This window comes from Brevundimonas sp. GW821-FHT09G01 (assembly GCF_059416065.1).
On record NZ_JBWKOL010000008.1, the window covers coordinates 37,854 to 64,533 of the forward strand.

At 69.6% G+C, this 26,680-nt stretch carries 24 protein-coding genes; 8 read left to right on the forward strand and 16 right to left on the reverse strand.

What is annotated here, in order from left to right:
- Positions 1-798, forward strand: coding sequence for an EcsC family protein (locus tag AC07NB_RS14665; RefSeq protein ID WP_494570584.1), 798 nt, complete (start codon positions 1-3; stop codon positions 796-798).
- Here the strand turns inward: AC07NB_RS14665 and AC07NB_RS14670 are convergent.
- Positions 795-3,890: a DUF2339 domain-containing protein gene (locus AC07NB_RS14670; protein WP_494570585.1), complete on the reverse strand. Its 3,096-nt coding sequence runs from the start codon at positions 3,888-3,890 to the stop codon at positions 795-797. The genes AC07NB_RS14665 and AC07NB_RS14670 overlap by 4 nt on opposite strands.
- A 209-nt stretch (positions 3,891-4,099) precedes the next feature.
- Here AC07NB_RS14670 and katG point away from each other — a divergent pair, with 209 nt between their 5' ends.
- The 3 genes from katG (at position 4,100) to AC07NB_RS14685 (ending at position 10,255) form a co-directional block, all read left to right on the forward strand.
- A complete protein-coding gene (gene katG / locus AC07NB_RS14675; protein WP_494570586.1) occupies positions 4,100-6,337 on the forward strand; it encodes a catalase/peroxidase HPI in 2,238 nt (745 codons plus the stop codon).
- Between the two features lie 97 nt (positions 6,338-6,434).
- Positions 6,435-7,322 (forward strand): hydrogen peroxide-inducible genes activator, encoded by an 888-nt coding sequence (locus tag AC07NB_RS14680; RefSeq protein ID WP_492312713.1) that lies wholly within the window; start codon positions 6,435-6,437, stop codon positions 7,320-7,322.
- Between the two features lie 89 nt (positions 7,323-7,411).
- A complete protein-coding gene (locus AC07NB_RS14685; RefSeq protein ID WP_494570587.1) occupies positions 7,412-10,255 on the forward strand; it encodes a M16 family metallopeptidase in 2,844 nt (947 codons plus the stop codon).
- A 151-nt stretch (positions 10,256-10,406) separates the two neighbouring features.
- Here the strand turns inward: AC07NB_RS14685 and AC07NB_RS14690 are convergent, their stop codons facing one another.
- The 5 genes from AC07NB_RS14690 to AC07NB_RS14710 form a co-directional block, all read right to left on the reverse strand.
- On the reverse strand, positions 10,407-11,228 hold the full coding sequence (locus tag AC07NB_RS14690; RefSeq protein WP_291841066.1) for a S1 family peptidase: 822 nt from the start codon (positions 11,226-11,228) through the stop codon (positions 10,407-10,409).
- A gap of 4 nt (positions 11,229-11,232) precedes the next feature.
- Positions 11,233-11,676, reverse strand: a complete 444-nt coding sequence (locus AC07NB_RS14695; protein WP_291841064.1) for a DUF350 domain-containing protein — start codon at positions 11,674-11,676, stop codon at positions 11,233-11,235.
- Between the two features lie 226 nt (positions 11,677-11,902).
- Positions 11,903-13,078, reverse strand: coding sequence for a dual-specificity RNA methyltransferase RlmN (rlmN, locus tag AC07NB_RS14700; protein WP_494570588.1), 1,176 nt, complete (start codon positions 13,076-13,078; stop codon positions 11,903-11,905).
- A 54-nt stretch (positions 13,079-13,132) separates the two neighbouring features.
- The gene (locus AC07NB_RS14705) at positions 13,133-13,702 is read right to left on the reverse strand and encodes a tyrosine phosphatase family protein (RefSeq protein WP_494570589.1); all 570 of its coding nucleotides are present in this window, start codon (positions 13,700-13,702) and stop codon (positions 13,133-13,135) included.
- A gap of 3 nt (positions 13,703-13,705) precedes the next feature.
- Positions 13,706-14,116, reverse strand: coding sequence for a metallopeptidase family protein (locus AC07NB_RS14710; RefSeq protein WP_494570590.1), 411 nt, complete (start codon positions 14,114-14,116; stop codon positions 13,706-13,708).
- 157 nt (positions 14,117-14,273) lie between these two features.
- Here AC07NB_RS14710 and AC07NB_RS14715 point away from each other — a divergent pair, with 157 nt between their 5' ends.
- Positions 14,274-16,595 carry a PAS domain-containing sensor histidine kinase gene (locus AC07NB_RS14715; protein WP_494570591.1) on the forward strand — a complete coding sequence of 774 codons (2,322 nt, stop codon included), beginning with the start codon at positions 14,274-14,276 and terminating at the stop codon, positions 16,593-16,595.
- A gap of 4 nt (positions 16,596-16,599) precedes the next feature.
- Here AC07NB_RS14715 and AC07NB_RS14720 read toward each other — a convergent pair whose 3' ends face one another.
- Positions 16,600-17,217 carry an ankyrin repeat domain-containing protein gene (locus AC07NB_RS14720; protein WP_492312033.1) on the reverse strand — a complete coding sequence of 206 codons (618 nt, stop codon included), beginning with the start codon at positions 17,215-17,217 and terminating at the stop codon, positions 16,600-16,602.
- Between the two features lie 115 nt (positions 17,218-17,332).
- On the opposite strand from AC07NB_RS14720, the gene AC07NB_RS14725 reads away from it, so the two are divergent.
- Entirely contained in the window at positions 17,333-18,187 is an 855-nt protein-coding gene (locus tag AC07NB_RS14725; protein ID WP_492312034.1) for an HAD family hydrolase, read from the forward strand.
- A 147-nt stretch (positions 18,188-18,334) separates the two neighbouring features.
- On the opposite strand, the gene AC07NB_RS14730 is transcribed toward AC07NB_RS14725, so the two are convergent.
- Positions 18,335-19,228: a LysR family transcriptional regulator gene (locus tag AC07NB_RS14730; RefSeq protein WP_494570592.1), complete on the reverse strand. Its 894-nt coding sequence runs from the start codon at positions 19,226-19,228 to the stop codon at positions 18,335-18,337.
- Between the two features lie 94 nt (positions 19,229-19,322).
- On the opposite strand from AC07NB_RS14730, the gene AC07NB_RS14735 reads away from it, so the two are divergent.
- Both AC07NB_RS14735 and AC07NB_RS14740 read left to right on the forward strand, forming a co-directional pair.
- A complete protein-coding gene (locus AC07NB_RS14735) occupies positions 19,323-20,330 on the forward strand; it encodes an aldo/keto reductase (RefSeq protein ID WP_492312036.1) in 1,008 nt (335 codons plus the stop codon).
- 70 nt (positions 20,331-20,400) lie between these two features.
- The gene (locus AC07NB_RS14740) at positions 20,401-21,363 is read left to right on the forward strand and encodes a dienelactone hydrolase family protein (RefSeq protein ID WP_492312037.1); all 963 of its coding nucleotides are present in this window, start codon (positions 20,401-20,403) and stop codon (positions 21,361-21,363) included.
- Here AC07NB_RS14740 and AC07NB_RS14745 read toward each other — a convergent pair.
- The 8 genes from AC07NB_RS14745 to sdhC are packed head-to-tail and all read right to left on the reverse strand — an operon-like array spanning position 21,360 to position 26,529.
- Positions 21,360-21,683: a PilZ domain-containing protein gene (locus AC07NB_RS14745; RefSeq protein WP_492312038.1), complete on the reverse strand. Its 324-nt coding sequence runs from the start codon at positions 21,681-21,683 to the stop codon at positions 21,360-21,362. The genes AC07NB_RS14740 and AC07NB_RS14745 overlap by 4 nt on opposite strands.
- Positions 21,680-22,534, reverse strand: a complete 855-nt coding sequence (locus AC07NB_RS14750) for a kinase (protein ID WP_492312039.1) — start codon at positions 22,532-22,534, stop codon at positions 21,680-21,682. Before AC07NB_RS14750 ends, AC07NB_RS14745 begins: the two co-directional genes overlap by 4 nt.
- Positions 22,468-22,788, reverse strand: a complete 321-nt coding sequence (locus tag AC07NB_RS14755; protein ID WP_494570593.1) for a 2Fe-2S iron-sulfur cluster-binding protein — start codon at positions 22,786-22,788, stop codon at positions 22,468-22,470. The genes AC07NB_RS14750 and AC07NB_RS14755 overlap by 67 nt, the downstream gene beginning before the upstream one ends.
- 18 nt (positions 22,789-22,806) lie before the next feature.
- Entirely contained in the window at positions 22,807-23,148 is a 342-nt protein-coding gene (locus AC07NB_RS14760) for a gamma-glutamylcyclotransferase family protein (RefSeq protein ID WP_492312040.1), read from the reverse strand.
- Positions 23,149-23,153: 5 nt separating this feature from the next.
- Positions 23,154-23,957 carry a succinate dehydrogenase iron-sulfur subunit gene (locus AC07NB_RS14765; RefSeq protein ID WP_291833493.1) on the reverse strand — a complete coding sequence of 268 codons (804 nt, stop codon included), beginning with the start codon at positions 23,955-23,957 and terminating at the stop codon, positions 23,154-23,156.
- 2 nt (positions 23,958-23,959) lie between these two features.
- Positions 23,960-25,747, reverse strand: a complete 1,788-nt coding sequence (gene sdhA, locus AC07NB_RS14770) for a succinate dehydrogenase flavoprotein subunit (protein WP_291833491.1) — start codon at positions 25,745-25,747, stop codon at positions 23,960-23,962.
- A gap of 3 nt (positions 25,748-25,750) precedes the next feature.
- Positions 25,751-26,155: a succinate dehydrogenase, hydrophobic membrane anchor protein gene (gene sdhD / locus AC07NB_RS14775; RefSeq protein ID WP_291833488.1), complete on the reverse strand. Its 405-nt coding sequence runs from the start codon at positions 26,153-26,155 to the stop codon at positions 25,751-25,753.
- Positions 26,152-26,529 carry a succinate dehydrogenase, cytochrome b556 subunit gene (gene sdhC / locus AC07NB_RS14780; protein ID WP_291833523.1) on the reverse strand — a complete coding sequence of 126 codons (378 nt, stop codon included), beginning with the start codon at positions 26,527-26,529 and terminating at the stop codon, positions 26,152-26,154. The genes sdhD and sdhC overlap by 4 nt, the downstream gene beginning before the upstream one ends.
- Between the last annotated feature and the right edge of the window lie 151 nt (positions 26,530-26,680).

The following is a 26,680-nucleotide window of genomic DNA, read 5'->3' on the forward strand; positions in this document are numbered from 1 at the left end:
ATGACCCATCCCCCCGAGACCCTGCCCGAATTCGTCGCCCCCGATGAGGTGCCGACGGGTCTCGTCGCGATCACGGACGAGCGGGCGATCCGGGCCGAGATGCAGGTCTGGCGGGACAGGGTGCTGAAGCGGCCCGGCCTTTGGGACAAGGCGACGCGGGGGACGCAGGACCGGATCAACCGCATCATCCCCGAGCGCGTCCACGCCATCATCACCTCGGGCGTCGAGGCGATGACCAAGGGCATCCTGCTCGGCTCGGACCTGATCCAGCCGCGGCGCACGGCGGAAGGCTCTCTGGCGGCGCGAGAGCAGCGGGCCCGGGCGGCGATCCGCGCCTACCGCAACACCGCCAGCGTCGAGGGCGGGGTGGCCGGGGCCGGCGGTTTCGTGCTGGCGGCGGCGGACTTTCCGGCCCTGATGGCCATCAAGGTGCGGATGCTGGGCGACGTGGTCGCGGCCTATGGCTGGGGCGGCGGCTCTGTGCGCGAGCGGCTGTTCGTGCTGCATATCTTCCACCTGGCCTTCGCCAGCGCGCGGCGGCGGCCCGAGGCCCTGGCGGACCTGGAGAAGTGGATCGCCGGCGTCGACCAGCCGGAGATTCTCACCGAATACGACTGGCGGACCTTCCAGATCGAGTACCGCGACTACATCGATCTGGCCAAGATGGCGCAGCTGATCCCCCTGGTCGGCGCGCCGATCGGGGCGGTGGTCAACTGGCGGCTGGTCGAGCGTCTGGGCGAGACCGCCGTCATGGCCTGCCGGATGCGGTGGTTCGGCGAGACGGAGGACGCCGTCTAGGTTTCTCCAGCGGGCGCGTCGTCGGTCTTCGGCCGGGTGTTCAGCCGCCGCGCGGCCAGCGCCCCGGCCAGGAACAGGGCTCCGACCACCAGGAAGGAGGCGGCGCGGACGATGCCCTGCAACTGGCTGAGATCGAAGAACAGCACCTTCACCGCCGTGACCAGCAGCACCAGCAGGCCCGCCCAGCGCAGGGTCGCGTCCTTGCGCAGCGTGCCCAGGCTCAGGGCCGCCAGACCGAACACCGCCCACAGGGTCGAGAAGGTCCAGGTCTCCAGCCCGCCGCCCTCCGACGCGTCGCCCATATCCACGCCATGGAAGACCCAGCGGATCAGCAGGGTCATCAGGACGAACAGAACGCCGACCGTCGCCGCCGTCGCGGCCTTGCCCTGGGCGCCCGGCCCCTTGCGCAGGCCGAAGATCAGCCCGGCGCCCGCGGCGTAGAGGGCGAACAGCAGCAGGGCGTGAGGCACGGAGGCCAGCGGGGCGTCCAGCGGGCCCCACCACGGGCTGGCATAGAGGCCGAACACCAGCACCGACACGCCCAGCGCGATCCAGTTCAGCGACCGGGCGATGATCCCGGTCCATTCGCTTCGGGCCCGGAGCGTCAGGGCCTGGCCGGTCAGCAACAGCAGGACGGCGTAGGCGGCGCTCTCGGCGCGGCCGATCCCGGCCCAATTCATGGCGTCGCCATGGAACAGATGACGCAGGACCAGCAGGGCCCAGAGGAAGGCGAACAGCGCGGCCGCCGCCGCCCAGACCCGGGTCCAGACGTCGGCCGGACGCCGGCGCCATGCACTGACGGCCAGCAGGGCCGCGGGGGCCAGGAAGGCGACGATCAGGGTGTTGACCACCGGCAGGCCGACCGGCGCCGCGCCGCCGCCCCACCACGGGTTCCAGACCAGCCCTTGCATCAGCATTCCGTGCAGAGCGCCGACCCCGACCACGATGACCGTGCGCCAGCGGGCGATGGGGCCGTCGTCAGGCCGCTGACGGGTGACCAGCAGGACCCCGGCGGCCAGCAGCAGAAGCGTGCGCAGGGCGCCTTCGAACAGACCGCCCGACACGTCGCCCTTCACGCCGGCCAGCAGGACATGCAGGCCGATGAACAGGCCGGTCAGCAGCACCATCAGGGAGGCGGTGACCTGAGCCTCGACCTCGTTGCGCCGCGCTCCGTCCGGACCGGACATCAGCCGGGCGCCGAGGAACAGAAGGGCCGCGGCGCCGATGGAGACGCCCATCGCGACCGGCAGGGCCAGCCGCCCGTCCAGCGCCGCGCCGATGAAGTCGAAGCGGAACAGCATGGCCAGGGTCAGCAGGCCGCCGACCACGCTGGCCTGGGCCAGGCCCCGCCAGGCGAGGCGGCCGGCGGCGACGGCGAGGAGCAGGGCGGCCGCGGCGAGGGCCAGTGGCTCCAGATGCGTCGGGACCGCCGCATGGATCGACAGGAAGGCCAGCTCGGCGGCGGCGGCGAGCCAGAAGGTCAGCCCCCTGTCGCTCTCGGGCTGTTCGACCCGCCGGGCGATCACGGCGGCCGAGGCGAACATCGCGCCGCTCAGCAGGGCGGCGGGCAGCCAGGGCAGGCGAGCGCCGATCTGATCGAGCAGGGGCCAGGACAGGCTGGCGAGCAGGGCCAGGCCGATACCGCCGACCGCCAGCAGGGTGCTGCGCGCGGCGGGGGGCGAACGGAGCGCTCCGATCAGGGTGACGACGGCGATGACGGCGGTCAGGCCATGGATCCAGACCAGGGGCGTGAGCTGGGCCGGATCGTAGGCGAGGGACGCCAAGGTCAGCAGCGAGGCCAGCACCGCCATGCCGACGGGGACCGCGAAGATCATGGGCATGGCCATGCCCAACGCCACGACGGCCGCGCCGAGCGCGACGAGGACGCCGGCGACCAGCACCGCTTCCGGAACGTCGGCGGCTCCGGTCGGAGACAGCAGCCACAGATGCGCCGAGACCAGGCTGGCCAGGATCAGGGCGACGGCCGGCTGCGCCCGGAAGGTCGCGAGGGGCTGGCCCGGCCGGTCTTCAAGCCCCTGGCGGCGGCGCCACAGGACGGCGAAGACGGGACCGGCCGCGGCGAGGATCAGCAGGCCTGAGCCGTCCCCGAATTTCGGCGCGAGGCTCCACAGCAGCAGGCCGGCCACGGTGATGAAACCGGCCCGGCCCCACAACCGCGTGGCGCTGAGCACGAAGCCGGTGACGCCGATCAGCAGGGCGTAGGCGTACAGCACCGTCGGGGACCAGGCGTCCATGCCGGTCACCCACGGCGTGATCACCGCCCCGAACAGCGCCAGGAGGGCCAGGGGTTCGCCATGGCGGAGGGACAGGCCGAGCAGGCCGACCGATATGGACGCCGTCAGCATCGCCGCGACCGGGAAGGGGATCAGGCCGTACAGGGTGTAGGCCGCGCAGACCGCGCCATACAGGGTGACCGCCCCGGCTCCGGCCGCGACGGCGGCGGCCAGCAGGTGCCGCCCGCCGGGCGCACGCTTCTGACGCAGGATCCATTCGCTGGCGGCGATCATCAATCCGCCCAGGACCACGGCGGCGGCGATGCGCAGCGGCGGGCCGAAGACGCCCTGCTGGGCGGCGTAGACCACCAGCAGCAGGCCGCCCAGGGCCAGCCCGCCGCCGCCCAGCCAGGCCAGACCGTTCTCGGCCAGCCAGGTCGACAGCGCGGCCCAAGTCAGATCGGGGGAGGACCGGCGCGGCTCTGGAATCGGCGTCGGACGGGGCTCGGCGCGCCATTCCGACCGGCGCTCGGACCGCGAGGTCGGCGCGTCATCCGAGACGCTCCAGTCGTCGGCGGGCGTTCGCTGGGCGGGCGAAATGGGGGCGGGCTGCGGTGTGATGGGAGCGCTGGCGCGCGCGACGGGGAGACTTTCGGCGACGGCGGGCGCCGGCTTCGGCGTGGCCGGTTCGGGGGCCGCCCGGGCGACCTCGGGTTTCGGCGCCGTCGGGGCGGGCCGGCGCTGGGCCGCCTCCAGCGCGCGCAGCACCATGTCCAGCCGGCGTTCCAGCTTCTGCAGCGCCCTGGCCTGCACAAACACGAACCCGGCCAGCACCAGGGTCAGAAGCCAATGCAGCATGGTGACGCGCCCCCGAGACACAGGCCTGTCCCTGGGACAGGCTCATCCGGCTATCGCCAGACAGTTGTGCAGGAAGCGTTACCTGCTGCAACCAGCCCGGTCGTCGGAGGGGTGACCATAACCTGTACTGTTCCCAACGACAAAGTTTATTGATTTTCCCTGTCCACAGTACGGGCATAGGCTCCTCCCACCATCAGGGAGAAGACATCATGGACGGCAACGCCGGCGGCCCCTCGCCCCTCAATGATCCGAAGAAGGAGCCCGCGGCGCTCCGCAGCCTTGTGGGACGCACCAACCGCGACTGGTGGCCCAACCACCTGTCGATGGACATCCTGCATCAGCAGGGCAAGTCGGGCGACCCGATGGGCGACGACTTCAACTACGCCGAAGCCTTCAAGACGCTGGACTATGCCGCGGTCAAACGGGACCTGACGGCCCTGATGACCGACAGCCAGCCGTGGTGGCCGGCGGACTACGGCCATTACGGGCCCTTCTTCATCCGCATGGCCTGGCACTCGGCCGGGACTTATCGCACCGGGGACGGCCGCGGCGGCGCCGGCGCGGGCCAGCAGCGCTTCGCCCCGCTCAATTCCTGGCCGGACAACGGCAACCTGGACAAGGCGCGCCGCCTGCTGTGGCCGATCAAGCAGAAGTACGGGGCCAGCCTGTCGTGGGCCGACCTGATGATCCTGGCCGGCAATGTGGCCATCGAGAGCATGGGCGGGCCGGTGTTCGGCTTCGGCGGCGGCCGCGCCGACGTCTGGGAGCCCGAGAAGGACGTCTACTGGGGCACCGAGGAGCAGTGGGTCGGCGAGGAAGGCAACGAGACCCGCATCCAGCCGGACAAGCAGATGGCGCTGGAAGAGCCGCTGGCGGCGATCCAGATGGGCCTCATCTACGTCAATCCCGAAGGTCCGGGCGGCGTGCCGGAAGCCCTCGCCTCGGCCCGCGACATCCGCGAGACCTTCGCCCGCATGGGCATGAACGATGAGGAGACGGCCGCCCTGACCGCCGGGGGTCACACCTTCGGCAAGGCCCACGGCGCCGGCGACGCCTCGAAGGTCGGGATCAGCCCCGAAGGCGCTGACATCGCGCAGCAGGGCCTCGGCTGGATCTCGGGCCACGAGAGCGGCGTGGGCGACCACGCCATCACCTCGGGCATCGAGGGCGCGTGGACCCCGACCCCGATCACCTGGGACATGAGCTTCTTCGACATGCTGCTGGACCATGACTATGAGCTGGTCCGCAGCCCGGCGGGCGCCAAGCAGTGGCAGCCGGTCGGCAATCCGCCGGAGACCCTGGCCCCCGCCGCCCACACGCCGGGCAAGCGCGTCCCGACGATGATGACCACCGCCGACATGGCGTTCAAGATCGACCCGGAATACCGCAAGATCATGGAGCGGTTCCGCGCCGATCCGGCCTATTTCGGCGACACCTTCGCCCGCGCCTGGTTCAAGCTGTGCCACCGCGACATGGGCCCCAAGGTCCGCTACCTCGGTCCGGAGGTCCCCGCCGAGGACCTGATCTGGCAGGATCCGATTCCCGCGCCGTCCGGCCCGGCCCTCGGCGCCGCCGATATCGCCGCCCTGAAGGCGAAGATCGCGGCCTCGGGCCTGTCCGTGGCCGAGCTGGTCTCGACCGCCTGGGCCTCGGCCGTGACCTATCGCGGCTCGGACCATCGCGGCGGCGCCAACGGCGGGCGTCTGCGCCTGGCCCCGCAGAAGGACTGGGACGTCAATGAACCGGCGAAACTGGCCAAGGTCCTCAAGGTCTATGAAGACATCAAGGCCGGGACCAACGCCTCCATCGCCGACCTGATCGTGCTGGGCGGCTCCGTCGGCGTCGAGCAGGCGGCGAAGGCCGCGGGCCAGCCGGTCGAGGTTCCCTTCACCCCCGGCCGGACCGACGCTTCGCAGGAACAGACCGATGTCGAGGGCTTCGCGGTTCTGGAACCGCGCGCCGACGGTTTCCGCAACTATCTGCAGGTGCGCTTCAACGTTCCGACCGAGGAGCTGCTGGTCGATCGGGCCCAGCTTCTGGGTCTGACGGCGCCGGAGATGACCGTCCTGGTCGGCGGCCTGCGTGTGCTGGGCGCCAACCACGGCGGATCGAAGCATGGCGTCTTCACCGACCGGCCGGGCCAGCTGACCAACGACTTCTTCGTCAACCTGCTGGATATGAAGACCGGCTGGAAACAGGTCGATGGTCATGCGGATGAGACCTTCGTCGGCACGGACCGGATCAGCGGCGAGGAACGCTGGACCGCGACCCGCACCGACCTGGTCTTCGGCTCCAACTCGCAGTTGCGGGCCCTGTCGGAAGTCTATGCCTCGGCCGACGCCGGTCCGAAGTTCGTGAAGGATTTCGTGGCCGCCTGGACCAAGGTCATGAACGCCGACCGGTACGACGTCACCCTCGGCGAGGAGTTCGGCGCCGCCGCCGTCTGAGCCTGTTCGCCCTTCGCGGCCTCGGTCGCGAAGGGCGGCCTCATAGGAGGCGTGGATTGCCATGGCTTTCCCTATAGCGAACGCCTATGTCGCTCGCATGCTTCCCACCCTGCGCCAGCTTCAGTATCTGCGCCTTCTCGCCGAGCACGCCTCCTTCAGCCGCGCCGCCGAAGCCGCGCATGTCAGCCAGCCCGCCCTGTCCGCGGGCGTGCAGGAGCTGGAGCGGATCCTCGGCGCGCCCGTCGTCGAGCGCACCCGGGGCAATGTCCAGCTGACCGCCGTCGGCGCCGAGGCCGTGCGCCGCGCCGAGGATGTGCTGGCCCGCACCGAGGACCTGGTCGAGGCCGCGCGCAACGCGGGCAAGCCCCTGTCGGGCCGGTTCCGGCTGGGCGTCATCCCGACCGTCGCCCCCTTCCTGCTGCCGGCGCGCCTGCCGGACATCAAGCGAGACTATCCGGCCCTGCGCCTGTTCATCCGCGAGGACCTGACGCCGCGCCTGGTCGCGGCGCTGAAGAGCGGCCACCTGGACGCCGCGGTGATCGCCCTGCCTTACAGCGCCGCAGGCATCGACCACGCGCGCATCGGCGACGACGAGATCCTGGCCGCCGCCCCGGTGGGCCATGCGCTGGCGGGACCCGGCCCGATCGCCCCGGGCTCGCTGAAGGCCGAGGACCTGATCCTGCTGGAGGACGGCCACTGCCTGCGCGATCAGGCGCTGGCCGCCTTCGACATCGAGGCGCCGAAGGGCGACGACGTCTTCGCCGCCACCAGCCTGCACACCCTGGTCCAGATGGTCTCGTCGGGCCTGGGCGTCAGCTTCCTGCCCGAGATGGCGGTGCGCGCCGGTCTGGCCGACATGCCCGGCGTGGTGGTCCGGCCCATCGCCGCCAAGGCGCCCCGCCGCGAGATTGTGGTCGCCTGGCGCACCGGCTCCAGCCGCGCGGCGGAGGCGAAGCTGCTGGCTGAGGCCCTGACCCTCGACTGAGGGCTTCATTACCACTCTGTAAGGTGCGCCCCGGATCGGCCCTGATAGGGTCGCCCCGCCCGTCGTCCGGGCGTCCGGAGTTGTCCTACATGAAGACCCGCCTGATCCTCACCGTCGCCGCCTCGGCCCTGCTGCTCGGCCTGCCCGCCGCCGCGCCGGCCTTCGCGCAGACCGCCGCCCCGACCGCCGGTTCGGTGGTGGTGCCGCCGCTGGGCTTCCAGGAGCGCACCCTGCCGAACGGCCTGAAAATCTATACGGCGCGGGACACCTCGACCTCCAACGTGACGGTGCAGGTCTGGTACAAGGTCGGCTCCAAGGACGACCCCCAGGACCGGTCGGGCTTCGCCCACCTGTTCGAACACCTGATGTTCAAGGCGACGCAGAACTTCCCGGACGAGACCTTTGACCGCCTGACCGAGGACGTGGGCGGCAACAACAACGCCTTCACTTCCGACGACGTGACCGCCTACCACGAAACCGTTCCGGCCAACCACCTGCAGCGCCTGATCTTCGCCGAGGCCGACCGCCTGGGTTCGCTGGTGGTCAATGAATCGGTCTTCGCCAGCGAGCGCGACGTGGTGAAGGAGGAATACCGCCAGGGTGTCCTGGCCAGCCCCTACGGCCGCCTGTTCAGCCTGTTCGTTCCGGCGACCATCTATCAGGACCACCCCTACCGCCGCTCGACCATCGGCTCGATCGAGAACCTCGACGCCGCCACCATCGAGGACGTGCGCCGCTTCCACGCTACCTACTACCGCCCGGACAACGCCTATCTGATCGTGGCGGGCAATTTCGACCAAGCCCAGTTGGACGGCTGGATCGACCAGTATTTCGGCCCGCTGACCAATCCGTCGCGCCCGCTGCCGGTCAATAATGTGCGCGAGCCGGAGCCGACGGCTCCGCGCGAGACCACCTTCTATGCACCCAACGTGCCCCTGCCCGCCGTGGTGCTGGCCTGGCCGGCGGTGCGCTACGACGATCCGGACCGCGCCGCCCTGACGATGCTGGACGGCATCCTGTCGACCGGCGAGAGCTCGCGCCTGTACCAGGCCCTGATCTACGACCAGAAGATCGCCACCCAGGCCAGCTCGAGCCTCGACGCCAGCCAGCAGGCCGGCGCCGTCGTCACCTACGCCATCATGGCCGAGGGCGAGACGCCTGAGGCCGGTCTGGCCTCGCTGCGCGCCGAAGTCGCTCGCCTGCGCGACGCCCCGGTCACCGAGGCCGAGCTGACCGAGGCCAAGAACGAACTCGTCGCCGGCGCCCTGCGCGACCGCGAGACGGTTGAGGACCGCGCCAGCGCGCTGGGCTGGTCGCTGATCAATACCGGCGACGCGGCCGCCGCCGACCGCGAGGTCGCGGCCCTGCAGGCGGTGACCGCCGCCGACATCCAGCGCGTCGCCCGCCGCTATCTGACGGATCAGCGCAGCATCGCCATCCGCTACCTGAACGCCGACGACCAGCACCCGGCCACGGCCCAGTCCGTCGACGTCGAAGCTCCGGTCAAGGTCGCCGACCTGGCTCCGGTCGGCCGCATCTTTGAACTGCTGCCCGAGGCCCAGCGCGTCGCGATCCCGGCCGCCGGTCCGGCGGTGGATCTGGCCACCCCGGCGGTCGAGACCTTCACCCTCGCCAACGGCCTGGAGGTCTATGTCGCCCACAAGCCGGGCATGCCGCTGATCTCGGCCCGTCTGGGCCTCGCCGTCGGGTCGGCGGACGACGGCGCCAAGTCCGGTCTGTCGGTGCTGACCGCGGGTCTGCTGACCCAGGGCGCCGCCGGCCGTTCCGCGCCGGAGATCGCCGCCGAGATCGAACAGCTGGGGGCCCAGGTCGGCGCCTCGTCCGGCCCGGACTTCTCCAACGTTTCGGCCAATGCGCCGTCCGACGTCTTCCCGCGCGTGCTGGGCCTGATGGCCGATCTGGTGCGCCGTCCGGACTTCGCCGCCGAAGAGGTCGAACGTCAGCGCGACCAGTCGCTGGACGGCCTGCGCGTGCAGCTCAGCTCGCCCGGTCCGGTCGCCGCCATGGCCGCCGGCCGTCTCGTTTACGGCGACGCGCCCTATGGATCGCCTTCGGGCGGCACGCCCGACAGCCTTCCGGGCCTGACCCGCGAGGACGTGGTCGCCTTCCACGCCAGCCGGTACCGGCCGGAGACCGCCCGCCTGATCTTCTCGGGCGACATCACCGTGGCCCAGGCCCGCACCCTGGCGGAACAGGCCTTCGGCGACTGGCGCGCCACCGGGCCGGCGCCGGCCCCGCGCGCCCATCCGGCGGGCGCGGTCACGACCCCGCGCGTGGTGGTCATCGACCAGCCGGGCGCCGGTCAGGCGGCGGTCTATGTCGCCATGCGCAGCATCGCCCGCAGCGACAGCGACTACTTCCCGCTGACGCTGGGCAACACCCTGCTGGGCGGCAGCTTCACCTCGCGCCTCAACCAGGAAATCCGCATCAAGCGCGGCCTCAGCTACGGCACGCGCTCGAACATGGGCGTCCGTCAGGACCAGGGCGCCTTCGTCGCCTCGGCCCAGACCCGCAACGACGCCGCGGTCGAGGTGTCCGACCTGATCCTGGCCGAGATCGCCCGCCTGTCGAACAGCCGTCCGACCGACAGCGAGATGACCACGCGCCAGGCCATCCTGTCGGGCGGCTTCGGCAGCTCGCTGGAGACCGTCGACGGCCTGGGCGGTCTGGTGGCCGGCCTGGCCCTCTACGACCTGCCGATGAGCGACCTTGCCGCCTATGTCGGGCGGGTCGAGGCGATCACGCCCGATCAGGTGCAGGCCGCCTTCGCCGAGCATCTGCCCGCCTCGAACGCCAGCCTGGTGATCGTCGGCGACGCCTCGAAATTCCTCGAGGCCCTGCGCGCCAAACACCCGAACGTCGAGGTCATCCCGCTGACCGACCTCGACCTCGATACGGCGGCGCTGAAGTAGGGATACGGATCTCCCTCCCCTTCATGGGGAGGGATGTCGGCGCGGCGCGTCAGCGACGACAGGGTGGGGGACCTTACGGCCGCTCCCCACCCGTCCGGCTGCGCGGTCCACCCTCCCCATGAGGGGAGGGAGAGATCACCCCGTCATTCGCCTAGACCGACAGACACACCACCCGCGCCACCCGCAGGTCGCGGCGCAGGTTGTCGGCGACGAGGAAGTAGTTGTCGATCGTGACCGCGCGGCTGGTCAGGGGCTCGTCGGCCTTCTGGACCCCGCGCATCGCCGGCAGGAAGGTGTCGGGCGCGGTCGTGTAGATGCGCCCGCGGCGCGGGCTTTCGGCGATGGTCACCCCGACCACCCGGCCCTGACGATCCATCACCGGTGCGCCCGACAGCCCTGCAAGGGTCCCGCCCAGCCCGTCGGTCCGGCCGACCTCGGCCCAGACCAGAACCGGCTCGGAGCGTTCGCCGCGACCGCGAATGTTCAGGGTCTCCCGACCCAGCAGGCGCGAGGTCACCTCGCCCGCCCGCGCCTGCGGAAAGCCGGGGTGGAAGCCTCTCTGACCCGCGCGCAGCGTGCCGGGCGGGGCGATCGGCAGGGCAGGGGGACCGCCGGCGGTTTCCAGCACGGCGATGTCGGCCCGGGCGGCCAAGCGCACGTCGGCGGCCACGGCCCGCCCGCCGCCCACCATGATGGCAGGGCGGCGGCAGCCTTCGACCACGTGGCGGGCGGTCACCCAGCGGCCCGATCGGGCGATGGAGAAGGCGGTGCCCGTGCTGGGCTGGAAGGGAATGTCGGGAGCGTTGACGGTGACGGCCGGATCGAAGGGCGTCACCGGTCCCAGCAGGGCGCCTTCGACGTCGTCCGGAGCGGCCGGCGCGGCCGGGGCGTCCGCGTTCTCGCGATGCGCCAGCGACGCGACCAGAAGGGCTCCAAGCACCGACGAATAGATCAGCCAGTCGGGAACCCGCATCCGATCAGCCCGTGAGAGCCGCCGCGAGGATCACCGCGGTCGCCAGCTTGGCGCCGACCAGCAGGACGGCGGCGGACACCTCGCCCTCGCGGATGCGCTGGGGCAGGCCGGTCAGCAGCAGATCGACGACGCGGAAGGCCAGCAGCTGCAACGCCAGGGTCGCCACACCCCACAGGGCGATGTCCTTGATCGAGGTGGACACGCTGAGCGAGACCGCCAGCGGCACGGCCAGGCCGACCAGAACCCCGGCGAAGGCCACGGCGGCGGCGGCGTTGCCCTCACGGATGAGCGCGATCTCCTTCCACGGGGTGAACAGGGCGTAGACCACGGCTCCGACCAGCAGCAGGCCGAGGGTGACGGCCAGATGGGCCATCGTGGTCGGGAAACCGGTCGCGAAGGCCTGCACCTCGGCGCTTTCGAGCACATTGGAAAGGGACGAGGAGTCCATGGGAGTCCGGCTGGTCAGGGGGTCGAAAACGATTGCCCGTTTTTCGCCCCAATCCGCAAGCGCGTGGAAGCCACAGGTGGTCAAGATTGGTGACGGGGTGTGTCTGGGGGAGTGATTAGTGGTTAGTGATTAGTGGTTGGTTGGATCAGGCATCCCAGCCAACGGACCGACCACCGGCGCGTCCGCATCGACCCACTAATCACTAGCCACTAATCACTTGCCAGGCTCAGGCGGCTTCCGCGCTCGCACTGTCGTCCGCGCCAGCTTTGCGCAAGGCGCTCGCCCGCACCTTCTCGCTCTCGGACTTCAGCTGACCGCAGGCGGCCAGGATGTCGCGGCCGCGCGGCGTGCGGATCGGGCTGGCGTAGCCGGCCTTGTTCAGGATGGCCGCGAAGCGCTCGATCGTCTTCCAGTCCGAGCACTCATAGTCCGTGCCGGGCCAGGGGTTGAACGGGATCAGGTTGATCTTGGCCGGGATGCCCTCAATTAGCTTCATCAGGGCGCGCGCTTCCTCGGGACTGTCGTTGACGCCCTTCAGCATCACGTACTCAAAGGTCACGCGGCGCGCGTTGGACAGGCCCGGATAGGCCCGGATCGCCGCCATCAGCTGTTCCAGCGGGTATTTCTTGTTCAGCGGCACCAGCACGTCGCGCAGCGGGTCGTTGGTGGCGTGCAGGCTGATCGCCAGCATGGTCTGGGTCTTCTCGCCCAGTTCCGCGATCTTGGGGACCACGCCCGACGTCGACACCGTGATCCGGCGGCGCGAGATGGCGATGCCCTCGTTGTCGGAGATGATGTCGATGGCGTTGGCGACGTGGTCCAGATTGTACAGCGGCTCGCCCATGCCCATGAACACGATGTTCGACAGGCGGCGGTCTTCCTTGGGCGACGGCCATTCACCCAGGTCGTCGCGGGCGACCTGCACCTGGGCCACGATCTCGGCGGCGGTCAGGTTGCGCACCAGCTTCTGGGTGCCGGTGTGGCAGAAGGTGCAGTTGAGCGTGCAGCCCACCTGCGACGACACGCACAGGGCGCCCGCGCGGCCCACGTCGGGGATATAGACGGTCTCGATCTCGATGCCCGGCGCGGTGCGGATCAGCCATTTGCGGGTGCCGTCCTTGGACACCTGCCGCTCGACGATCTCGGGGCGGGCCAGGGTGAAGGCCTCGGCCAGCTTGGCCTGCATGTCCTTGGCGACATTGCTCATCGCCGCGAAGTCGGTGACGCCGTAGTGGTGGATCCAGCCCCACACCTGCGACGCCCGCATCTTGGCCTTCTCGGGCGGACAGACCCCGGCGTCGACCAGCGCCTGCCGCAGCTCCGCGCGCGTCAAACCGGACAGGTTGACGGGGGCCGTGGACGGGGTCGCGGTCGTGCGCGATAGATCGAGCGTCAGGCTCAAGGCGGCATCCTTCGGGATTGGGAGACCTGCCTTATACCACAGATCGCGCTGGTTTTAAGGCGGGGGCAGGAGGCGGGCGTAGAGCTCGGGTCGCTCTGTCGCCAAGCGATGGCGAGCTTGACGGGCGTCGGCCATGTGCGTGGTCGTTCTCTCCCAATCTGCAACCGCCCTGGCAAGCCGTCCGTCACGGCCCAACAGGCGATCCGCATGTTCGATCACGACAAGGTTCGGTGTGGCCTGCGGTCGAATGGCGATGAGTTGTTCGACAGCGTCGGGCTCCCGACCCGGACCCAACCGATCCGCGATCACGGCCAGCGCGATCGCCGCCGAACGACCGACGCCATGGAAGCAGTGCACCAGCAATGCGACGTCCCGATTGTCCCGGGCGAACTTCAGGGCGCGCTCGACCTGTTCTCTGGTCGCGACCGCCAGACCGAGCGTATCGTCATCGACATCTTCAAAGGCCAGGACGAGGTGTGGGGGCGCCGGCTTTCGAGTGAAGCGCAGTCGGTTCGCCGGTCGAGCGCCAGGATCCTCAAGAGTGATGACCGCTCCGAAGGCCCGCTTGTGCTTTCGAGCCTGCGAGAGGCTTCCGACGGTGATCTGGCCGGAGGACGGCGTCATGGTTCAATCCGCCTCATCTTCGATGTGGTGGATCTGGTCGTCGTCCAGGCCGAAGTGGTGCCCGATTTCATGGATCAGGACGTGGGCGATGATCTCGCTCAGCCCCACGTCGCCACGCTCGCACCATTCGTCCAGGATCGGGCGGCGGTACAGGAAGATGCGCGAGGGCTCGGCGGCTGGGCCCATGCTGTCCCTCAGGCCGATATCGACGCCGTGGTACAGGCCCGTCAGCTCGAACGGGTCCTCCATCCCGAACCCCGCCAGCACCTCGTCGCTGGCGAAGTCGTCGACGCGGATGACCACGTCTCCGGCCAATCCCTTGAACGGTTCGGGCAGGGCGTCGAACGCCTCGCGCGCCAGCCGGGCGAAATCCTCGAGGGAGGGGGCGAGTTGGTCGGTCCAGGGGGAGGGCATGCAGGATAAGTGAGCAGGCGACGGGCGGCAGGCAACAGGTAAAGCGGTCGCGGGGTCGGTCCAGAGCGTCGCACCATCCCGCCGCCTAACTCCCTAGCCCCTCGCCCCCCATGCGGTATGGTTACCGAATCGGAGCGTGGGAGCTGATCGACACACAATGGCCGAGGCGGACATCGCCTATGTCGCGACCGCGGGCGCCGCGGGCCTCGCCCTGGCGCTCAGCGCTTGGGCCGCGCGGCTGCGTGGGCGGCTGGCCGATCGCAACCGCGTGCTCGAGGCGGCCATGGGCCGCGCCCACGCCGACATCTCCGCCCGAGACGGCGCGCTGGCCGCCTTCGAGGACGTGCGCATCGCCCTGACCCCGGGCGGCGGAGCCGACCGGCTGGGGTCGCCCGCCACCTGGGACGTGATCGTCCGTGATCTGATGACGGACTCGGATGTGGTTGCCTCCGACCCTGTCCTGGTCGTGCTGGACGCCGTCCGCGCCGCCGCCGGCGCGCGCCTGGACGGCCTGATCGACCGGGGCGAGGCCTTCGACGCCGTGCTGGAGGGCCAGTCCGGCGCCTGGGCCGTGGAGGGGCGGTCGGCCGCGGGCGCCGCCTGGCTGCGCCTGTCGCGTCTGGGCCTGATCGGCACGGCGGCCGAGAGCGGCCTGGGCCTGCTGGCCGACTACTATCCGGCCCCGACCTGGGTGGTCGATGCGGGCGGACGCCTGGCCTGGGCCAACCGCGCCTGGCTGGCCGAGATGAAGGTCGAGACCGCCGAGGCCGCCCGCGACAAGGGTCTGACCTTCGACCGCGGGGCCGACGCCATCGTCGCCGAGGCGGGGCGCCTGCATCAGCGTCAGGAAGGCTTCCGCTGGACCACGGGCGGCGGTCGCCGCCGGGCCTGGCGCATCGTGGCCGAGCCCGCGCCGGGCGGCGGCGTGCTGGCCTTCGCCCTGGACATGACCGAGGCGGAAGAGACGCGCGACACCCTGCGCCGTCACGTCGAGGCGCATGACGAGACCCTGAACCACCTCGCCGACGCGGTCGCCATCTTCGGCCCGTCCAAGCGGCTGGCGTTCCACAACACCGCCTTCCAGTCCCTGTTCAGCCTGGACCCCGCCTGGCTCGACGAGCGCCCGACCCACGCCGAACTGCTGGACCGCCTGCGTCAGCGCCGGCTGCTGCCCGAGGTCGTCGACTACGCCGGGTGGAAGGCGCGCGAACTGGACTTCTACGGCGCGGCCGCCGCCGCCCCGGACGACAGCTGGTCCCTGCCTGACGGCCGCACCCTGCGCATGGTGCGCCAGCCCCATCCGCTGGGCGGCGTCCTGCTGCTGTTCTCGGACATCACTGACGAGCTGAAGCTGCGCAGCCGCTTCAACGCACAGATCCAGGTCCAGACCGCCACCCTCGACAAGCTGAACGACGCCGTCGCCGTGTTCGGGTCGGACGGCCGCATCCGGCTGCACAACGAGGCCTTCGAGACCTTCTGGGGCGTCAGCGGCGATCAGCTGCGCGCCGCCGGCGACTTCGACGCCGTAGCGGCCCTTTGCCAAACCACCATGCCCGATCCCAGCCTGTGGCTGGGCCTCAAGGCCCGGGTCGCCGATCCGGATCCGGAAAGCCGTGTGCCGATCTCAGGCGAGGGCCGCACCGCCGACGGCCGCGTCGCCTCATGGCAGACCCGTCCCCTTCCGGATGGCGCGACCCTGGTCGCCTTCTCCGACGTCACCGCCCGCCGCGATCTGGAGCAGGCGCTGGCCGCAAAGGCCCAGGCGCTGGAGGAATCCACCGCCCTGAAACGCGAGTTCGTGGGCAGCGTCTCCTACGAGCTGCGCACCCCGCTGACGACCATCGTCGGCTATTCCGAACTCCTGGAGCTGCAGGGCGAGCTGCCCGAGCGCAGCCGCCAGCACGCGGGGGCCATCCGCGTCGCCGCCAGCCAGCTGGCCAGCTCCATCGACGATGTCCTGGACATGGCCCAGATCGACGCCGGGGAGATGGAGCTGACCCTCGGCGACGTCCGGGTCTGCGACCTGCTGGATACGGCGGCCGACAAGGTCCGTGCACGGATCGAGGGTCGAGGCGCGACGCTGACGGTCGCTTGCCCGGCCGGGCTGCGCCCTATCCGCGCCGACGCCCAGCGGGTCGGTCAGGCGCTGGAACACCTGCTGGACAACGCCGCCCGCGCGGTGGGCGACGGCGGCGGCGTCAGCCTGATCGCAGAAGGCGCGCCGGCCGAGGTCCGCATCCGTGTGGAGGACACCGGGCGGGGCATTCCCTATCACCTGCAGGCCCACGTCTTTGACCGCTTCGTCCGGCGCGAGCGCGGCGGTCCGGGCGTCGGCCTGGCTCTGGTGAAGGCGCTCGTCGAGCTGCACGGCGGCTGGGCCGAGGTCGAGAGCGAGCCGGGCAAGGGCGCCGCCTTCATCCTGCACCTGCCGCTGGAAGCGGCGGGCGTGGCGGCCCCGCCGGAGTTGCGGCTCGGCTGAAGCGTTAGCTCCGCGCGCCCTGGCTGACCAGATAGGCGACGACAGCCGCGTGGCGATTGCGACGCGCCTGGCTGAGGGGGGAGCGGATTTCCGTGGCGCCGGAGTTCAGGGTGACCGGCACGGCCAGGTTGACGTCCGCACCGGCCGCCACAAGCTGTCGCACAACATCCAGATGGCCTTCGCGCGCCGCGTTGATCAGGGGTGTCTCGTCATCCGGGACGACGGCGTTCACATCGGCCCCGAGGCTGATCAGGTAGTCCGCCATCTCGGCCCGACCATTGGCGGCGGCGGCGATCAGGGGATTTCCATCGCCCTTCATCGGACGATCGACTTCAGCGCCTTGCCCGACCAGGAAGCGCGCCATGACGAGATCGCCGTTCCGGGCGGCCACGATCAGGGGCGTGCCGTCGTGGTCCCGGCCTGTATTCACATCGGCGCCGTGAGCGATGAAGACCGCGGCTGCGCGCGTATCCCCGGTGCGGGCGGTATCGACCAACCCGCCGCCGGAAGCCCGCGCGACGGGGGTCTGAGCCGAAGCCTGGATGGCGGCGCCGCAAAGGACGGTCGCGGTGAGAGCGCCGGCGGCGATCAGGGTACGGGCGAAAGCAGGCTTCGAGGGCATAAGCGGCTCCGTAGGACAGTCGAACTATGACAGAGGACCGTCACGGAGGTACTTAAGGTTTGGTCATCTCTTGGCGGCGCTGGCGCGCGGTCGAGTGGAAGAATAAGAACCCGGCATGACGAAGCTTCTGAAAACCGCCCTCATCTATGATTTCGACGGCACCCTCGCGCGTGGCAACATGCAGGAGGTCACCTTCATCCCCTCGATCGGGATGGGAATCGGCGACTTCTGGGCCGAGGCCGAAGCCCTGACCAAGGCCGCCGACGGCGACGGCATCCTGATGTACATGCAGTTGATGCTGGCCCACGCGCGCCAGAACGATGCGCCGATCACCCGCGACACCCTGCGCGAGCACGGCCAGGACGTGAAGCTGTTCGACGGTCTGAAGAACGACCTGACCGGCAAGGGCTGGTTCGATCGGATCAACGCCAAGGGCGCCGAGTACGGCCTCGACATCGAGCACTACATCATCTCCGCCGGGCTGGAGGAGATGATCGACGGCTGCCCGATCCGGGACGAGTTCCACCACGTGTTCGCGTCCAAGTTTGTCTATGACGAGCACGGCGTCGCGATCTGGCCTGCGGTGGGCGTCAACTACACCACCAAGACCCAGTATCTGTTCCGCATCAACAAGGGCGTGCTGAACCACTGGGAGCACGACAAGATCAACAAATTCATGGCCGACGACGACCGGCCCGTGCCGTTCGAGCGGATGATCTTCCTCGGTGACGGGGACACCGATGTCCCGACCATGAAGATGATGCACACCAAGGGTGGCTTCTCGATCGCGGTCTACGACCCGCGCTTCAACGAGAAGGATCAGAAGAAAATCTACTCCCTGATCTCCGAGGACCGGGTCAATTTCGTCGCTGCCGCCGACTACCGCGAGGGTTCGGCGCTGGACCTGATCGTCAAGGGCCTGATCGGCCGTATCGCCATCAACGCAGGGACGATGCCGGACGGGGTGTAGTTCTCCCTCCCCTCCTGGGGAGGGTGGCCGAGCGATGCGAGGCCGGGTGGGGCCCCCTCGCAAGGAGAAACTGCCCCGTCGTCCCCCGCCCTGTCGTCGCTTCGCGCCGACATCCCTTCCCACAAAGGGGGGGGAGAGTCTTACAGCCTACCCTCGCACCCTGTTCCGCTCCCGGACGAACGCGACGAAGGCCGCCAGCGCCGGCGGCGCATGTCGCCGCGACGGATAATAGAGGAAGGGCCCGTCGAAGGGCGGCAGCCAGTCCTCGAACAGGGACACCAGCCGTCCGTCGGCGATGTCGTTGCGCGCCCAGGCCTCGAAGGTGGCGAAGAAGCCCAGCCCGTCCAGCGCCGCGGTCCGGGCCATTGACGCGTCGCTGATCGTCAGGGGCCCCTGCGGCTGGATGCGGACTGTCCGCCCGTCCTTCTCGAACTCCCACGCCATGACCCCGCCGGGCAGCCGCATCCGCAGGCAGGGCAGGGACGCCAGATCCTCCGGGCGTTCCGGCCGCCCGACCCGGTCCAGCAGCGCGGGCGCGGCGACCAGCACGAAGCGCTCGGGCCCGCCCAGCGGCACGGCGATCATGTCCTTGTTCAGCCGTTCGCCGTAGCGCACGCCCGCGTCGAAGCCCTCGCCGACCACATCGGTGAAGGCGTTGTCGATCACGATCTCCATCTGCACGCCCGGGTGGGTCGCCAGGAAGGGTGCGATCAGCGGCCCCAGCGCCGTATCCGCCGCGCCCGGCGCATTGATCCGCAATCGCCCGACCGGCGCGTCGGCCGGCAGGCCGGTCGCCGCCACCGCCTGGGCCAGATCCTCCAGCGCCGGACCGATCCGCGCCATCAGCGCCTCCCCCGCCTCGGTCGGGCTGACGCTGCGGGTGGTCCGGTTGAGCAGCCGGACGCCCAGCCGATCCTCCAGCGCCCGGACGCGCTCGCTCAGGCTGGACGGCGACACCCCCGCCTCGGCCGCCGCCCGGCGGAACCCGCGATGGCGGATCACCGCGGCCAGCAAGGCCAGATCGTCGTAGGAGGGATTCATTGTTCGCTATTCCGAACGGCTCATGCGGACATTGGCGGATTATCGAACGGCGGGGAAGGGCGCACATATCGCTCCACCGATAAGGAGATCCTCGATGACCGCTTCCCTCCCTACCCGCCGGCTCGGCCGCACCGGTCCTGAAACATCCGCCCTCGGCCTCGGCTGCATGGGCATGTCCGGCATGTATGGCCCTGCCGACCGCGCCGAGAGCATCGCCACCATCCATGCAGCCCTCGACCAGGGGATCACCCTGCTCGACACCGGCGACTTCTACGGCATGGGCCACAACGAGATGCTGATCGGCGAGGCCCTGAAGGGCCGCGACCGCGACGCCGTCATCCTCAGCGTCAAGACCGGCGCCCTGCGCGACCCCGACGGTGCCTTCAACGGCTACGACAGCCGTCCCGAGGCCCTCTACAATTTCGTCGCCTATTCTCTGCAGCGGCTGGGGGTGGACCACATCGACATCTATCGCCCGGCCCGCCTGGACCCGGCTGTGCCGATCGAGGAGACCATCGGCGCGCTGGTCCGCATGGTCGAGAAGGGCTGGATCCGGCATATCGGCCTGTCCGAGGTCGGGGCGGAAACCATCCGCCGGGCCGCCGCCGTCGCTCCTATCGTCGATCTGCAGATCGAGTATTCGCTGATCTCGCGCGGCATCGAGGATGACATCCTGCCGACCTGTCGCGAGCTGGGCGTCGGCGTTACTGCCTACGGCGTGCTGTCGCGGGGCCTGATCAGCGGCCACTGGTCCAAGGACCGCGCGCTGGGTCGGGATTTCCGCGCCATGAGCCCGCGCTTCCAGGGTGAAAACCTGGACCGCAATCTGGCCCTGGTGGACGCCCTTCGCGGCGTCGCCGAGGGGCGTGGCCTGACGGTCGCCCAGGCGGCCATCGCCTGGGTGGCGGCGCAGGGCGATGACATCGTCCCGGTCATCGGCGCCCGCACCCGCGAGCGCCTGACGGAAGCGCTGGGCTCGCTCGACGCCGTCCTGACGCCCGCCGATCTCGCCGCGCTGGAGGCCGCCGCGCCCAAGGGCTCGGCCGCCGGATCCCGCTATCCGGAAGCCCAGATGAAGCACATGGACAGCGAACGCGGCTGAGGTTGCATCCAAAGGCTCCCCCGGCGACGACTACTCCATGAAGGCGGATGATCCGCCGGGGGAATTCCAGATGCTTCATCGAATGGCCGGACTTCTGGCCGCCTTCGTCTTGCTGGCCTTCGGGGGCGTGGCGGCGGCTCAAACCGTGACCGAGCGCCCTATCGCGGGCTTCCCGCACGCGGTCCTCTATACCGTGGGCGAGGCCCCGAAGCCTGTGGTGGTCATCCTCCACGGCGCGGACGGCAATGACGAGGCGAGCACCCGCTTCGGCCCCATCCTGGCCCGCATGGGCTATGCCGCCGTCGGCCTGCCCTACTATTCGCCGAACTGGGGCGAGTATGGTCCGCCGCCGAAATTCCCAGACCTGCCGGGCAGCTTCATCGACATCCGCGTCGACCAGATCGCCGACCTGCGCGAGACCCTGAGCGGCATGCCGGGCGCTGACGTCGAGCGCTTCGGCCTGTTCGGCGCCTCCAAGGGGGCCGAGTTCGCCCTGATCGCCGCCAGCCGCTATCCGTGGATCGACAGCGTCGTCGCCTACGCCCCCACCGACGTGGTCTGGGAGGGCTGGGGTCTGGAAATGGTGGAGGCCGAGGGCACGCGGTCGTCCTTCTCATTCGGCGGCCAGGCGCTGCCCTTCATGCCCTATCGCGGCTTTGTCGAGGGCCTGCTGGCGGGACCCGCCGCCGACCTGCGCGCCATCCACGCCAACGGCCGCACCGATCATCCCGAGAGGGAGGCTGCGGCCCGCATTCCGGTCGAGGCCTACCCCGGCGCCCTGCTGCTGATCGCCGGCGGCAAGGACGCCCAGTGGGATTCAGCCGCGGCGGTGAGCAACATCGTCCGTTCACGGAGCGCAGCGAGTCTTGAGACCACCGCCCTGGTCTATCCGGACGCCGGTCACGACCTCGTGGGCGACGGCGGAGTGCGTCAGGCGAACCGCAGCGGCGGGTCGCCCGAGGCCGATGCGGCGGCGCGCCAGGACGCCTGGCCCCAGGTCGTGGCCTTCATGACGCGAACCCTGGCGAACTAGCGCCCGCCGGCTCTCAGGAAGGCGGCGCGGGCCGCCGCGAAACGCGAGGGGGTCAGTCCGCGCAGGCTGGACTGGCCCTTTCGTTTCAATCCCGCCTCCTGCCCTTTCGACCAGGCCACGTCGGCTTCGATGGCGACGCCCTGGGCGATGTCCACCACCTGCACCTGGGGCGGCAGGGCCAGCTTGCGGTCCAGACGAACCTTCAGTCCGGCGCCGGACACGTCCGCGATCAGACACGGCATCTCGAGCCCGGGCGCGACGACGATTCCGCGCGCATTGGCGGGCGAGCGCGGTTCAAAACGGCGGTCCTGGGAACTCATGCGGACACCGTGACCGGCAATCGGTTTCGATCCAGTTTCACCACCACGTCCGCGCGCACGCCGCCGTCGATCATATGGCGGGTCAGGCGTTCGAAGGCCTGGATGAAATCCGCGATCCGGCCGCGTTCCGCCCCGGTCAGGGCCCTGCCCCGTAACGTCTCTTCCTGCTCGCAGCGCCAGTCCAGGACCACCTCGAACCCCGGCGCTTGGAGGAATACGCGCGCGTCCAGCCGCTCGGCCAGCGCCCGGTAGGTCCCGCCGGTGAAACCGTTCACGGCCCTGCGCCAGACACCGTCCGAATCCTGGTCCCGTTCGAGCGGGTTCAGGGGTTCGATCAGGGAAGCGCCGTCCTGGGCGACCGCGCCGAGGCACCATCCGTCGATCAGGATCGCCGCCGGCCGTCCTCTGAAAGGCGTCCAGTCCTGTTCGGGCACGCGGTCGTCCGTCAGCTTGTCGAAGGCCGGGATCGGGGTCGTGTCGTCCGGTGCCGCCGCGGACAGGCTCGTCACCGTACGCTCCAGCAGCCTCAGGTCATGAGTCCCCGGCGGTCCCCGGACCGCGAACAGGGGATGGACCTTCCGCGCCATGGCCTCGCGTTCGGCCCGGGTCAGGTAGACGTCGTCCAGCGAGATCTGCACCGCCCCGAAGGCCTTCGCCGCGGCCCGCGCCAGAGTCGTCTTGCCCGAGCCCTGCGACCCGGCGATCCCGATCAGGGGCGGACGATCCTTCGGTCCGGCGGCGATCAGGCCGCCGATCAGCGCGACCAGATCGGGCCGGGCGTCGGTCAGTGCTGGTTTTCCGGCAGCCGCACGATCAGGCCGTCCAGATCGTCCGACACGCGGATCTGGCACGACAGGCGGCTGTTCGGCTGGACGTTCTCGGCGAAGTCCAGCATCGACTCCTCCATCGCCGAGGCCCTTCCGGTCTCAGCGGTGAAGGCCTCGTCGACGTAGACATGGCAGGTCGCGCAGGCGCAGGCCCCACCGCAGTCGGCGTCGATCCCGGGCACATTGTTCCGGATCGCGCCTTCCATGACGCTGAGGCCGTTCTTGACCTCGACGACGTGCTCGCGGCCGTCATGCTCGATGTAGGTGATCTTCGCCATTGATGGGCTGCTAGCAGACTATGAACGGGCGACATAGACCCAGGCGACCCGCCCGGATTGCAGTGTCACGAGAATGCGGTGGTAGTCGTCGACCTCATAGTCGTCAGCGGCGCGAAGCTCGGCTTCGGTGATGTGGAAAACCGTGCCGTCGATCCGCCCGCCGCCATCGGCCGTCGGGCGGACGATCGGATGATGAGTCAGGCCGCTTTCGGCGATGACTTCCGGATCGGTGATTTCGACCAGGGTGCGGTCATAGCCCGGCAGGGCGTCCACCGAACCGTCCAGCCGCCGCCCGAAGTTCGCCTCCTGCACCCGCGGATCCTGAAGGGTGCCGTAGGAGAAGAGGAGAACTTCGGTCATCCGGATCAGGCCGAAGCCTTTTCCTTCTTGCGGCCCGGCGCGACCATCAGCTTCTTGGTCTTGGCGATGGCCTCGGCCGGGTTCAGCCCCTTGGGGCAGACCTGGGCGCAGTTCATGATCGTGTGGCAGCGGTAGAGTTTGAACGGGTCCTCGAGGTCGTCGAGGCGCTTGTCCGTCGCGTCATCGCGACTGTCGGCGATCCAGCGGTAGGACTGCAGCAGGGCCGCGGGACCCAGGTACTCTTCCTGGTTCCACCAGTAGCTGGGGCAGGAGGTCGAGCAGCAGGCGCACAGGATGCACTCGTACAGGCCGTCCAGCTTGGCGCGGTCTTCCGGCGACTGCAGGCGTTCCTTCTCCGGGTCCGGCTCGTCGGACTGGAGATAGGGCTGGATCGAGTCGTACTGGGCGTAGAACAGGCTCAGGTCCGTCACCAGATCCTTGACCACCGGCTGGTGCGGCAGCGGCCCGATCGAGATCGTGTTGGACGCGCACTCGTCCATGCCCTTGGTGCAGGCCAGCGCGTTGCGCCCGTCGATGGTCATCGAGCAGGAGCCGCAGATGCCTTCCCGGCACGACCGGCGGAAGGCCAGGGTCGGGTCGATCTCGTTCTTGATGTGGATCAGCGCGTCCAGCAGCATCGGGCCGTGGTCGTCGGCCGAGACCTCATAGACGTCCCAGCGCGGGTCGGCGTCGACCTCGGGGTCGTAACGATAGACCTTGTAGGTCTTGACGTTCTGCGCGCCGGCCGGGGCCTTGTGGACCTTGCCGGTGGTGGGCTTGGAGCCGCGGGGGAGAGTGAGCTGGACCATGTTCAGTAAACCCGCGCCTTGGGCTCGATGTACGAGACATCGTCCGACATCGTGTAGTTGTGCACCGGACGGTAGTCGATCTTGGTCTGGTCGCCCGGCGTCTTCCAGGCGAGCGTGTGCTTCATCCAGTTGACGTCGTCGCGATCCGGGAAGTCCTCGCGGGCGTGGGCGCCGCGGCTCTCGGTGCGGTTCAGGGCGCCCTCGATCGTGACCAGGGCCTGATCGATCAGGTTGTCATACTCAAGGGTCTCGACCAGGTCGGTGTTCCAGATCAGGCCGCGGTCTGTGGTCTTGATGTCCGCGCCCTGGGCATGGATGGCGCGCAGCTTGGCGACGCCTTCTTCCAGGGTCTTGCCCGTGCGGAACACGGCGGCGTCCGACTGCATGGCGCGCTGCATCTCGATGCGCAGCTTGGCGGTCGGGGTCGAGCCGTCGGCGAAGCGGAAGCGGTCCAGGCGGGCCAGGTGGCCGTCGGTCGAGGCCGCCGGAGCATCCGGAACGGCGCCGGCCTTGTCGACGATCTCGCCGGTGCGCAGGCCGGCGGCGCGGCCGAACACGACCAGGTCGGTCAGGGAGTTGGAGCCCAGACGGTTGGCGCCGTGCACCGAGACGCAGGCCGCCTCGCCCACAGCCATCAGGCCGGGAACCACGCTGTCAGGGTTGCCGTCGCGCAGGGTCAGGACCTCGCCGTGATAGTTCGTCGGGATGCCGCCCATGTTGTAGTGGACGGTCGGCAGGACCGGGATCGGCTCCTTGGTCACATCGACGCCGGCGAAGATCTTGGCCGATTCCGAAATACCCGGCAGGCGTTCGTGCAGGATCGCCGGATCCAGGTGATCCAGGTGCAGGAAGATGTGGTCCTTCTTCGGACCCACGCCGCGGCCTTCGCGGATTTCGATGGTCATGGAGCGGCTGACCATGTCGCGCGGGGCCAGGTCCTTCACGGTCGGCGCATAGCGCTCCATGAAGCGCTCGCCTTCCGAGTTGGTCAGGTAGCCGCCTTCACCGCGGGCGCCCTCGGTGATCAGGCAGCCGGCGCCGTAGATCCCGGTTGGGTGGAACTGCACGAACTCCATGTCCTGCAGCGGCAGGCCGGCGCGCAGCACCATGGCGTTGCCGTCGCCGGTGCAGGTGTGGGCGCTGGTGGCCGAGAAGTAGGCGCGGCCGTAACCGCCGGTCGCCAGGATCACCATCTTGGCGCGGAAGCGGTGCAGGGTGCCGTCGTCCAGCTTCAGGGCCGTCAGGCCGGTGCAGACGCCGTCCTGCATGATCAGGTCCAGGCCGAAATACTCGACGAAGAACTCGACCTCGCGACGGACCGATTGGCCGTACAGGGTGTGCAGGATGGCGTGACCGGTGCGGTCGGCGGCGGCGCAGGTGCGTTGCACGGGGCCTTCGCCGTAGTTGCGGGTCATGCCGCCGAAGGCGCGCTGGTAGATGCGGCCGTCATCGGTCCGGCTGAAGGGCACGCCCCAGTGTTCCAGCTCGTAGACCGCCTTGGGGGCCTCGCGGACCAGGTATTCGATGGCGTCCTGGTCGCCCAGCCAGTCCGACCCCTTAACGGTGTCGTACATGTGCCATTTCCACGAGTCCTCGCCCATGTTGCCCAGGCTGGCGGAGATGCCGCCCTGGGCCGCGACGGTGTGCGACCGGGTCGGGAAGACCTTGGTCACGCAGGCGACCTTCAGGCCCTGCTGGGCGGCGCCCAGCGCGGCGCGAAGGCCCGAGCCTCCGGCGCCCAGGACCACCACGTCATAGGCGTGATCGATGAATTCGTAAGCAGCCGCCACCGATCAGGCTCCGATACCAGCCGGCAGCGGGGCCGAACCCAGCGCCAGGCGCACGATGAAGAAGACGCTGGCCGCGGCCAGAGCCAGGAAGACGAGGTTCAGGCCGCCGATCGCCAGGGTCTTGGCCAGCGGCTTGTGGATGTAGTCCTCGATGATGACCTTCCACGCCAGGCTGGCGAAGAGGAACAGGGTCAGCAGGGTGAGGATCAGCAGGCCCGCGTTCAGCGGACTGGCGAACCAGGCCAGCAGATCGTCGTAGCCGGCGCCCGCCAGGGTGAAGACGCTCGAGACGACCCACAGGCCGAGCGGCATCAGCAGCGCCAGGGCGACCCGCTCGGTCAGCCACTCGCCGGCGCCGTGGCGCTCGGAGATCTTGACGTGGTTCTTGAACTTAGCCGGACCGCTCACAGCGAGACCCTCCCGGTGGCGAACAGCAGGACCCAGAACAGCACGGCCAGCGGGATCGGCCCCCAGACGGCGATGTTCGACAGCAGGTTGGCCGACTTCAGGGACAGGCCGTTGCCGGTGTCGTTGAACAGGTGGCGCGCGCCGTTCAGCAGGAAGGAGAACAGCACCACCGTCAGGCCGAAGCCGATGAACAGGCCGAACGGCGAGCCCAGCAGGGCCGACACGCCGGCATAGGCTTCCGGTCCGCAGGCCAGGGCGGCCAGCCAGCCCACCGCGATCGCCGCGCCGACGCTGATCGCACCGATGGTGACCCGGAACAGGATCGAGGCCGTCATGGTGACGTGCCAGCGCCAGATCTGGAGGTGGGGAGACAGGGGCCGGATGCGGCCATTGGGCTGACGCACGAAACGGCCGGTCTTGTCGGTCGGATCGTTGGAGGCGTCGCCCGGCAGAGGGGAGCTCGACATATTGCGAATGGTTCTCAAAAACCTGAGCGAAATCAGGCGCTCGAAATCGGTGAACAGG

Excerpts from the sequence above, each read along its gene's own strand:
- AC07NB_RS14710 (WP_494570590.1), bottom strand. The coding sequence starts at position 14,116 with ATGCCCTCCCCCTGGACCGACCAACTCGCCCCCTCCCTCGAGGATTTC.
- katG (WP_494570586.1), top strand. The coding sequence starts at position 4,100 with ATGGACGGCAACGCCGGCGGCCCCTCGCCCCTCAATGATCCGAAGAAG.
- AC07NB_RS14690 (WP_291841066.1), bottom strand. The coding sequence starts at position 11,228 with ATGCGGGTTCCCGACTGGCTGATCTATTCGTCGGTGCTTGGAGCCCTT.
- AC07NB_RS14725 (WP_492312034.1), top strand. The coding sequence starts at position 17,333 with ATGACGAAGCTTCTGAAAACCGCCCTCATCTATGATTTCGACGGCACC.
- AC07NB_RS14730 (WP_494570592.1), bottom strand. The coding sequence starts at position 19,228 with ATGAATCCCTCCTACGACGATCTGGCCTTGCTGGCCGCGGTGATCCGC.
- AC07NB_RS14765 (WP_291833493.1), bottom strand. The coding sequence starts at position 23,957 with ATGGTCCAGCTCACTCTCCCCCGCGGCTCCAAGCCCACCACCGGCAAG.
- AC07NB_RS14755 (WP_494570593.1), bottom strand. The coding sequence starts at position 22,788 with ATGGCGAAGATCACCTACATCGAGCATGACGGCCGCGAGCACGTCGTC.
- AC07NB_RS14665 (WP_494570584.1), top strand. The coding sequence starts at position 1 with ATGACCCATCCCCCCGAGACCCTGCCCGAATTCGTCGCCCCCGATGAG.
- AC07NB_RS14745 (WP_492312038.1), bottom strand. The coding sequence starts at position 21,683 with ATGAGTTCCCAGGACCGCCGTTTTGAACCGCGCTCGCCCGCCAATGCG.
- AC07NB_RS14735 (WP_492312036.1), top strand. The coding sequence starts at position 19,323 with ATGACCGCTTCCCTCCCTACCCGCCGGCTCGGCCGCACCGGTCCTGAA.
- AC07NB_RS14760 (WP_492312040.1), bottom strand. The coding sequence starts at position 23,148 with ATGACCGAAGTTCTCCTCTTCTCCTACGGCACCCTTCAGGATCCGCGG.
- AC07NB_RS14670 (WP_494570585.1), bottom strand. The coding sequence starts at position 3,890 with ATGCTGCATTGGCTTCTGACCCTGGTGCTGGCCGGGTTCGTGTTTGTG.
- AC07NB_RS14705 (WP_494570589.1), bottom strand. The coding sequence starts at position 13,702 with ATGACGCCGTCCTCCGGCCAGATCACCGTCGGAAGCCTCTCGCAGGCT.
- AC07NB_RS14740 (WP_492312037.1), top strand. The coding sequence starts at position 20,401 with ATGCTTCATCGAATGGCCGGACTTCTGGCCGCCTTCGTCTTGCTGGCC.
- AC07NB_RS14715 (WP_494570591.1), top strand. The coding sequence starts at position 14,274 with ATGGCCGAGGCGGACATCGCCTATGTCGCGACCGCGGGCGCCGCGGGC.
- AC07NB_RS14695 (WP_291841064.1), bottom strand. The coding sequence starts at position 11,676 with ATGGACTCCTCGTCCCTTTCCAATGTGCTCGAAAGCGCCGAGGTGCAG.
- AC07NB_RS14685 (WP_494570587.1), top strand. The coding sequence starts at position 7,412 with ATGAAGACCCGCCTGATCCTCACCGTCGCCGCCTCGGCCCTGCTGCTC.
- AC07NB_RS14720 (WP_492312033.1), bottom strand. The coding sequence starts at position 17,217 with ATGCCCTCGAAGCCTGCTTTCGCCCGTACCCTGATCGCCGCCGGCGCT.
- AC07NB_RS14680 (WP_492312713.1), top strand. The coding sequence starts at position 6,435 with ATGCTTCCCACCCTGCGCCAGCTTCAGTATCTGCGCCTTCTCGCCGAG.